Raw genomic sequence first — 936 nt, forward strand, 5'->3', positions numbered from 1 at the left:
AATAGACTTCTTGCATAACCTAGTTATTTTAAAATTCCTATAATTTCTATTTTAAATATATTTTATAGGAATTTTAAAATAACTAGGTTATGCAAGAAGTCTAATATTATTTTCAGTTGGTTCTTTTAAAACATTATAAATTATTTCTCCAATTTGTTTAAATTCTTTGCTCCCAAAACCACGTGTTGTCATAGCTGCTGTTCCTAACCGAATCCCACTAGTAACCATCGATGATTCTTTATCAAATGGAATCATATTTTTGTTGCAAATAATACCAATTTTTTGTAGAATTTCTTCCGCCATTTGCCCCGAAATTCCTAAACTACTTTTAACATCAACCATTAATAAGTGGTTGTCTGTTCCATCAGTTACTAAACGCAGATTATTTGCTTTTAATGTTTCTGCTAGGACTTTTGCATTATTAATAATTTCTGCTTGATATGTTTTAAAATCTGGTTGCAATGCCTCTAAAAAACATTGTGCCTTTGCGGCAATAACATGTTCTAATGGTCCACCTTGATTACCTGGGAAAACAGCACTATTAATTTTTTTTTGCTCATTTTTGCTTTGATAAAATTAAACCCCCACGAGGTCCACGCAATGTTTTATGTGTTGTCGAAGTAACAACATCAGCATATGGAATTGGGGATTGGTGTAAACCAGCAGCAATTAATCTGCAATATGAGCCATATCTACCATTAATAAGGCTCCAACTTTATCAGCAATTGCACGGAACTTTTTAAAATCAATCTCACGTGAATAAGCACTGGCTCCAGCAACAATTAATTTTGGTTTTACTTCAATTGCAATTTTTTCAATTGCATTATAATAGACTTCTTGCATAACCTATTAAAATAATTGTAAATATTTTTAAAAAGATACTAATAGCAAATTATAATTTTAATTAATTAGACTTCTTGCATAACCTATTAAAAT

Annotated in this window: 1 pseudogene; it reads right to left on the reverse strand. The window is 30.1% G+C overall.

Going from position 1 to position 936, the window contains the following annotated elements:
• Window positions 1-87 precede the first annotated feature (87 nt).
• A pseudogene (gene glyA / locus EHV01_RS06055) lies at window positions 88-840 on the reverse strand (serine hydroxymethyltransferase); the annotation flags it as partial.
• Between the last annotated feature and the right edge of the window lie 96 nt (window positions 841-936).

It is taken from the genome of Spiroplasma sp. hy2, from assembly GCF_044714365.1.
Classification (GTDB): Bacteria; Bacillota_I; Bacilli_A; order Mycoplasmatales; family Mycoplasmataceae; genus Spiroplasma; species Spiroplasma phoeniceum.